This window comes from Novosphingobium sp. 9U, from assembly GCF_902506425.1.
GTDB lineage: Bacteria > Pseudomonadota > Alphaproteobacteria > Sphingomonadales > Sphingomonadaceae > Novosphingobium.
In genome coordinates this window covers 1-7,875 of sequence record NZ_LR732531.1, presented here as the reverse complement: position 1 = coordinate 7,875, position 7,875 = coordinate 1, and the positions used below count along the sequence as shown (strand labels likewise).

At 58.4% G+C, this 7,875-nt stretch carries 7 protein-coding genes and 2 pseudogenes; 7 read left to right on the top strand and 2 right to left on the bottom strand.

Annotated features, from left to right (window positions below; all coding sequences use genetic code 11):
* The 4 genes and pseudogenes from GV044_RS22475 to GV044_RS20670 form a co-directional block, all read left to right on the top strand.
* On the top strand, window positions 1-201 hold a 201-nt coding region (locus GV044_RS22475), incomplete at its 5' end, for a hypothetical protein (protein ID WP_236555151.1).
* A 47-nt stretch (window positions 202-248) separates the two neighbouring features.
* On the top strand, window positions 249-1,961 hold the full coding sequence (locus GV044_RS20680) for an ankyrin repeat domain-containing protein (protein WP_159874362.1): 1,713 nt from the start codon (window positions 249-251) through the stop codon (window positions 1,959-1,961).
* Window positions 1,962-2,227: 266 nt separating this feature from the next.
* On the top strand, window positions 2,228-2,647 hold the full coding sequence (locus GV044_RS20675) for an SgcJ/EcaC family oxidoreductase (RefSeq protein ID WP_159874361.1): 420 nt from the start codon (window positions 2,228-2,230) through the stop codon (window positions 2,645-2,647).
* 203 nt (window positions 2,648-2,850) lie between these two features.
* A pseudogene (locus GV044_RS20670) lies at window positions 2,851-3,112 on the top strand (DksA/TraR family C4-type zinc finger protein).
* A 125-nt stretch (window positions 3,113-3,237) separates the two neighbouring features.
* Here the strand turns inward: GV044_RS20670 and GV044_RS20665 are convergent.
* Window positions 3,238-3,871: pseudogene (locus tag GV044_RS20665) on the bottom strand (tyrosine-type recombinase/integrase).
* Between the two features lie 178 nt (window positions 3,872-4,049).
* On the opposite strand from GV044_RS20665, the gene GV044_RS20660 reads away from it, so the two are divergent.
* On the top strand, window positions 4,050-4,652 hold the full coding sequence (locus tag GV044_RS20660; protein ID WP_159874360.1) for a DUF1772 domain-containing protein: 603 nt from the start codon (window positions 4,050-4,052) through the stop codon (window positions 4,650-4,652).
* A 149-nt stretch (window positions 4,653-4,801) separates the two neighbouring features.
* Here the strand turns inward: GV044_RS20660 and GV044_RS20655 are convergent, their stop codons facing one another.
* Window positions 4,802-5,221 (bottom strand): hypothetical protein, encoded by a 420-nt coding sequence (locus GV044_RS20655; RefSeq protein ID WP_159874359.1) that lies wholly within the window; start codon window positions 5,219-5,221, stop codon window positions 4,802-4,804.
* 461 nt (window positions 5,222-5,682) lie between these two features.
* On the opposite strand from GV044_RS20655, the gene GV044_RS20650 reads away from it, so the two are divergent.
* Both GV044_RS20650 and GV044_RS20645 read left to right on the top strand, forming a co-directional pair.
* The gene (locus GV044_RS20650) at window positions 5,683-5,949 is read left to right on the top strand and encodes a hypothetical protein (protein WP_159874358.1); all 267 of its coding nucleotides are present in this window, start codon (window positions 5,683-5,685) and stop codon (window positions 5,947-5,949) included.
* A 39-nt stretch (window positions 5,950-5,988) separates the two neighbouring features.
* Complete coding sequence (locus GV044_RS20645) at window positions 5,989-6,555, top strand: hypothetical protein (RefSeq protein ID WP_159874357.1); 567 nt, start codon at window positions 5,989-5,991, stop codon at window positions 6,553-6,555.
* Window positions 6,556-7,875 lie beyond the last annotated feature (1,320 nt).

Here is a 7,875-nt window from a genome sequence, read left to right as displayed (position 1 = left end):
TGTTCTCCGCTGATGCTGGGCCCGGTCACCAATCGAGAGCCCGTTCTTCATCATACCGGGGAACAACCACCTGCATCAGCACCGATCGTGCTGTGTGGCAGCGCGCCCCGCGATTACACCATGTTCAGCAACGTGGCTCACTCGGTATTGTGGGCGCGCAGCCGGGTTGACCACTTCGCGTCAGCGGCAAGCATGCAGTAATAAGTCGAATGCATGATGCGCCAATGGGAAGACTGACAGCGATCGTCTTGAGCATGGTCGTGGCTGCCGGCATTGTCGGCTCGGCCTGGATCGGCGCTGCGGCTCAGCCGTCCGCGGAGGTCATGACGGCACAAGCCCGTGCCCGGCGAGCATATTGGAACGGGTGCCTGCGCTACGAGGACGAGGCCGTTCGCGCGCAAGCTCCGGCTCAGATCGCGGCCTATCAGCGGATCGAGCGGAGTCTTGCGGAGGGACCTGGCGATCCCTTGAAGGACGCACGTCATGCAACCGAGGTCGGCGATTTCCGATTGATCTGGTCGAGTTCGATGGGCGGAACCTCACCGATCGGATTGTCATGTCGCTTTCCCGACATGCATCCGTCGACGATGCGATCGCCGCTGACCTTGGCGGTGAAAGGCTACAGCGACGTGATCGCTGCTTGCGCTTCAACGCCTAACGGGTGCGAGATCGAGCAACGCTGGCACCCCTACGCGGCGGCCTATAACCGCGCAATCGTAGCTGACGGCCGGTTTCCCTATGCCGATCTTTGCATGGGCAATCTTGGAAACAAAGATAACGCTCATCGGGGAAGCTTGCTTGAACCGGGCCTGTTGACCGCGGGGCGCCTGATCGAATCCGACAAACCGCGAACACTGGCGGAAGCCGTGAGGCGAGGTGCTCCGCAAGCAATGTCGCGATGGATCGCTAAGGCCGATCGCTCGACACTCGATCGCGCTGATGATTTCGGCCTTACCCCGCTCGCCTGGGCGGCAATCCAGGGGCGTACCGAGGCTGCGGGGAGGCTCATCGCACGTGGGGCCGATCCGATGAGCGGATGTGCACCGGTGCGTGGCTTCGCACACACGGTGCCGCTCAAAATCGCGCTGCAACTCGGACGCGACGATATTGTCGCTCTGATGCTACGTCCCGAAGTCGAGGCGCGCATTCGACCCTGGCCACAACCCTTGATGGAAGCGGCCGTCGCGGGCAATCATGTGGCTTTAGTTAGGCGAATGCTTCGCGAGGAGCACGATGAGCCGGCAATAGCACGATTGCTGGTGAGAGCTCGCGAGAATGGCTCGTCGGACATGATCGCTGCTCTGAGCGAGAGCGGCGCCGAGGCGAAGAGAGCTATGCTCGACATAGCCGCAAGCAAGGGTAATGTAGCCCTACTCCGCGAAGCCATTGCAATGAAGGCACCGGTAAGCGTGGGGCCGGGTTCACGGCACTCGCCGCTCGGCTCCGCCGTACAGAGCGGCAGCGAGACGACTGATCAGATCGTTTCCCTGTTGCTCGATGGCGGCGCTGATCCCAACAGCCCCGCGACTTGGAGCACCCGCATCGGCCATCGGACGGGATCGCCACCAAGCACGGCCTTGCAAATCCTCGTGGCGACCGCGCAACGTCCGCTGCGCGGACATACGGACCACAACGCTCAACTCATGGCCGCTCAATTTCGCGCGTTAGGTCTTTTGCTTGAAGCCGGCGCCTCAGTGAGCGGCACAGAGGAGGACGGCAGGCCGCTCGTTGTCCTGCTCGTTGCGGGACGCTTTGGATCGAATGGATCTGGCGACCAGCTACCGATTGAGTGGCTCGACCGCCTTGCTGCTGCTGGGATGGATGTGAACGCAGTTTGGCAAGGTAGTAGCGCGCTGGACTGGCTCGACAAGCTCCACCAGAGCGATAGCGCCATGGCTCGAGCGCTATCCGGCCGCGGCGTGAGACGAGTAAAACCGGTGCCTGACCGCGCACGGTACTAATATGCATGCTCATCGCGAACATCTGAATCTGCCGACGAAGCCGCCGATCAGAGCGCGTATCCGGCGCCTCGAAAGCGGTCGCCTTTTCAGCCGCTTCAAAACCGAGTCATTGCCATGTAACGTGCCAATCAGCGCCTTTCGAAGGCAGCGCGATTTTGCGGTAGGAGACTGATGTGCGTCGCTCAACTCATGCCTTCGTCCTAGCGCTATTGAGCGCCTTCGCCGGTGCGGGCATGGCGAGACCTAGCCACGCTGCCAGGCCACCGATGACTTCGGAAAAGCCTTTGATTGATCCCGCAGCGGCGACAATCGCTGAACCGTTGGTTTCGGCTTTTCAAGCTGCTTGGAACACGCACCAGCTGATCAACTTCGATGCAGTATTCTGGCCGGATAGCGCCTTCATCCACCGTGGCGGCGAATTGATCGAGGGCGGTACAGCAATCCGTGATTACCATGTAAAACTCCACACCGACCCTTTCTTCGCGAGCAGCCGTATTTCGCTGACGATCGAGCGAGCCAGGCGGCTGGCGCCAGATGTCGTCTTGGTGACAACGCGCAGCCATGCCTGGCTTGGCCCCAATCAGGCGGTCAAAGTCGACAGCCGGCCAAGCTTTGTAATCACACGTAAGAACACGGAATGGCGGATCGCATTCGGTCAAAACACGGAAGATAAGCCGGCGAATTGACGCACCCGCCGTCGCAGTCGCTGCATTCTGCGCCCACGACGGCAGTCGCCGACAAAGCGGTCGCCCAGCGCGCGCATAGGGCAACCTGTAAGCTGCCGTTGATTTACGTTTAATACGCGGGACGTGCTCGGTGGCTCGACGAAGCATTGAACCAAACCGCTCGCGTTACCGCGTCTCATCCCAGAAGACCTGAGGATGCTGATTTGGTCGGTGGATGGTCGCGCGACGGAGCAGTGCAAGATCAGATTGACGACACCGTGAACGATGCGGTTCGTGGAGCTCGCGCACGGATGCCCGCCGGCGAAGGACTCGAGCATTGTGAAGAGTGTGGCGAGGTGATCCCAGTTCGTCGGCGAGAAGCGCTGCCGGGTGTTCGCACCTGCGTATCGTGCCAGGGGGCACGGGATAAGACGGGGGTACACTCACAAATACCGCCGCGTCAGCAAAGACAGTCAGTTGCGGTAGCAGCCGTCGACGAAAGGTTGTTTTGGCTGTCGAGGCGCCCTCGTGAACCTACTGTTTATACATGCGCTAGTCGCCATACATGCGCTAGTTGCCAGCCCAACGCTAATTCGCGGGGCTGACAGGGATCAGATGTCTGTACGTTCGGAAACTGTGAGGGCATCATCCACGTCTACACCAAGGTACCTCACGGTGTTTTCAATGTTGGTGTGCCCCAACCGGATCTGCACTGCACGCAGTTTACCGGTTGCCTTGTAGATCATTGATGCTTTGGTCCTGCGCATGGAATGGGTTCCGTATTCTCGCTTGTCGAGGCCGACCGTCGAAACCCACTCATCAACCAGGCGTGCGTACTGCCGCGTGCTGAGGTGGCCAAGGTAGTCGATCCGGCTTGGAAAGGCGAAGTCGAGGATCGTTCCTCCGCGGCGGGCAAACCATAATTCAAGGCTCTTCCGAGCCTCTGTCATGATCTCGAACTGCACCGGTCTGCTGGTCTTCTGCTGAATGACGGTGCAGCGATTTTCGGACGTGACCACCGCTCACCACGTCGCCGATCTTGATCTTTACAAGGTCGCAGCCGCGTAGTTTGCTGTCGATTGCAAGATCGAACGACGCGCGATCTCGCAGACGCTTTTGCTCGTCAAGGAAGAAGCGGATGGCCCAAATGTCTGTAGGTCTAAGAGGCCGCTTAGCGCCGACGTTCCGGCCCGCATTCCAGGGCCGCCGCTCGTGAATGGCAGGATCGAAATCTGAGTGTCCCATGGTGTTTCTCCGTTGGCCGTGAGGGCCAGGAAAGAAACGCAGGCGAGCTCATCTACGTCCGGTGTTGGCGCTGGTCTGGCCGACCGCCCTGGGCGTCTTCTGGGTGGCTTGCCGATCGGCCGGATCCGATAGATCATTCACCGATACCGGACATTGATTGCGGCGTCGGGGGCAACACATGGCAGGTCGGCAAAAGGTCACGCGAGCCTTCCTTTGGCTCGCAGTTCTGGTGGGCGGGCCGCTGCTCGGTGCAAAACTGTTCGATCTGCTAGTACTCGCGGGCGCTTGGGGCGCCAACCCTCCCGCTTCGCTAGCGATGATGCCTTACGGCAAGGCATGGCCGGTCGATACCGGCGTGTTCTTCATCCCGTTTTCCGCGGCGATGCTGATCGCCGGGTTTGGTGCGCTCGCCGCCGGCTTGCGTACGCCATGGAGATATCGCTGGATGCTGTGCCTTCCATCGATCGGCATCCTGCTGCTGCTCATCCTAACCGTGGTGGCGTTCTGGCCGATGAACGCAGCGCTCTACTACCATGGCATGCACTCGTCGAAGGATACGATCACCGACGCGCAGTCGATCGCCATGGCGCGGTGGTGGGTCGCACTGGATTGGTTACGGGTTGCAGGTGCGACCGCCGCATTCGTTGCGCCGCTGCGAGCGCTGACGCTGCCGTGGCCCCAGGATGTCGCGCCGAGAGATCCGCTCTTCGTGCGTCTTGCGCTTATGCTTGCCTTCATGGGCGTGGCAGCTTTTGTCGTATGGTTTGTATCGAACCTGTGACGGAGATGTTGGCGTGTCCGGTCGAGCTGCTTTTAGGCCACATACCGGATAAGCCGCCGATTCAGACCGAGCCATCCGGCAGGGGCGCTGCCGCCCCAATGTCGGACATAGGAAGGGTGCAATAACCTTCCGAGCCGCTGTTTCGAAGGTTACCGGCAGTTTGCCTTGTTCTGGCACATTGGCTCCACAGCTTTCGCAGCGGCCATCAACTGACCGCTCTCATTTAGCCGCTGGAATTCGGGCTCTGCATCCTGTCGTTCACTGCAGGACTCAAGGATAGGACCTAATACTTTCCAGTCACCTCCCACTTCCTTGAGGAAGGATGCCGCTTCCACCTGTGCGGAGTCGAATGATCCGGCTTTTTCAAGCAGACGCCCTTCATAGATACTTCGGCCGGTTATCTGCAATGCCAGCTTTGGGTTCTTGTCATCAACTGCGATCTGCCGGGCGATGCTTAAAGCAGCCATGCAATGTGCATGGTTTGAGCTGTCCGGCGCTGACGCCGATGCCGAGCCGCATGCCCCAAGCAAGATGAGCAATGGGAGCGAAAGAAAGTTGTTGGCTTGCATGATCCTCGTCTCAGCATACTCCTCTCGCTTAGAGGGACTGCCTTAAGGCCGCGTTTCTAAACCAAAACGCGACGATAGACCGACGACAGCTCTCCACCCATTCCGGTCGAAACCAGCCGAACCGCTCACGCCAACTTAGCCGTCGTTCCAACTCGCCACGTGCCCTCTCGAGACCTGCCGTTCATACATATGCTGGTTGCCAGCCCCGAGCTGGTTCGCAGGGCCGGCAAGGATTAGATATCCCTTCGTTCAGACAATCTGAGAGCGTCATCAAGCCATTAAGGCACGCCGCTGCCGCCCGCTTTCACCATCAAATGTCCTTTCGCGGTCGAGTGTAACAAGCTGCATTGCCTTGTAATTGCTTCCGATCCAACTTCAGCTGGAAAGTGGGGGTACATCAATCACTGTTGGAAGGTGGCAGCGGCCTCGTTAGCGGCGGCTGGGCAATGGCGGTTGTAGGAATGGCTTCCGCCCAGCCGGAGGCCGTTGACCCGGACCTTGCAATTATCGATGCGATCGCGCAGCCGGATCATTGCACGAGGGGTAAGCTAGCCATCCAGCGTGTAATGAGCCGGGACGATTTTGACGCGATGCCAGAGCGGCAGCGTGGCTACATCTTCTTCATAGCAGCCTTCTGCGCTGTTCAAGCCAAGAGCTACGACGCAGCATATGAGTTGTCAGTGCACGCTACAAAGGCGTTCGGCGACGTTTCAGATGTCTGGCGATAAAGGCTTGGGATCGCCGGCGAACGCAAGCGAAACGAGGATGTGGTTGTCACACTCGAGGAGATGGCGGTGCAAGCGCCTACGGCGCTCAACCAGCTGTCTTTTCGTTGGCTTGGCTACCTGTACGGCCAGCTAAAGGATGAAGCGCCGCTGCGGCGTAGGATGCTTGTGGTTCTGACCGCGCCGGGATTTGAGCCGGTCGAGCTGCTGGCCTTCGGAGATAATTATAAGTCTGAGCTCGCCGGTATCCTAGTCGATGAAGGCAAGACTGAGGAGGCGACGGCTCTGGTATCGCGAATTAAAGTCCCGACAACGCTGGTCTCCACGAGCCTTGATCCCCGCCTGCGCCCTCTCGTGCCGGCCGGTTTCAATCCGCGCGCCGAAACGGAGCGCTTCCTCGCTACTCTGCGCGATTTGGCGGCGAGCCACTCCGGCTTGCTCGCGGTCGTTCTGGAAACGGCAACAACCCTCCGTCGGCTCGGGCGTCCTGAAGAAGCGCTCGCCACGCTGCAATCGGTCGATCCCGAGGGGCCGCGTGCAGCTGAGTTCAATGATCTCGATCTTAATGTTATCGTACTTGGACATCAAAGGGCCTTTCCCCCATGTTGAGAGTGATCGGCATCATTAGCTTTAGCTTGCTCCTAAGTGTAGAAAGCGCTGGTGCAGGCATCAGTCCAGCGGAAGTAGTCAAGAAAACTGCTCTCACGGGACAAGAGATCCGCGAGTTTGTCCGAAATAGGCGGTTTGAGTCATGCGGCGAACGATGGGCTGAGGTATTCACGACTGATGGTAGATACTTCTTGTATTCAAACCTCGCGAACTCCCAGCTTCTCTATCGCATCGTCGGCAATCGCCTTTGCGTCGGTAAGGACATTTGCAGAGTACTCTACCGCCGAAATGGTCAGGTCTGGGCTCGTGAGTTCCGCGGCAACTACCAACGGAACTTTTTGATGAAGCCAATTACGATTGCGGAAAGTAAATGTCACTGAGTGACATTCTCGCTGAGGTTGTATTCTGGCATAACAACGCGTCTTAGAAATTATACAATATCATCCTTATCCAGTGCCGAAGAAACCTCTCTGCTGCTACGAAGTGAGGCTGATATAGTTACATCCCTGTGAGGTGCTTCACTGTATTACAGAATTCTTCTTAACGTCCGCTATCGCCCAACTACAGCCCTTGAAGGCTACAGCAAAGTCCGTGCCTGACCTGCTCCTTGATTATCTTCAGTATCCCCCGAACTCTTTCTCTAATCCACGTAACGTCACCTCAAAATCAGCCATGGCCTGGCGATGACGAGCGTCGCGTTCAGACACAGACCTAATGAACCTCCGGCAAGAGGATAAGACTAAAAAATCCGGGTCGACGCCTGAACGAGTGAGGTGAACTTCCTTGAGGCGGCGTATTCGTTCTCCGTACCGTCGTTTGAAATCCGCAGCATAGTGATTACCGCGGGGAGAGGGGCAGTCGTGGTGCGCGTCAGCTTCTCGCGTGGCATATTCAAGGCGATAGGCCAGATTAGATGGTTCCGGGTCGGCAGGGATCATCTGGCCGAGCGCCGAGCTAGATACGAACGCGATCGAAAGGAGCATTTGCCGCATAGGCGAAGAATGCTTGCAGCACGGGAATGCGTCAACGTCTCCCTTGCTCGCTTCGTAGATCAAAGCTGCCTGTGCGCTTTCCACTCCAACCCGGTCATTCAGCTGTCGGCGGTGCGCTGCTACATGCACGCAAGGCAAAATATACGTAAACTGAAACGAGAGGCTGAAAATTGCGGTGATCTGCGGTACATTGCGGCCGATGAGGCATTTCGACCCAAATGGTCGAGGCGCGTTCGATGCCATCCAGAGCGGAAGATGCGTTTAAGCGGCATCCCACAGCGGCTGTCGATGCCTCGTGCTTGAAGAAGAAACAGGGTAGCTTGCATCG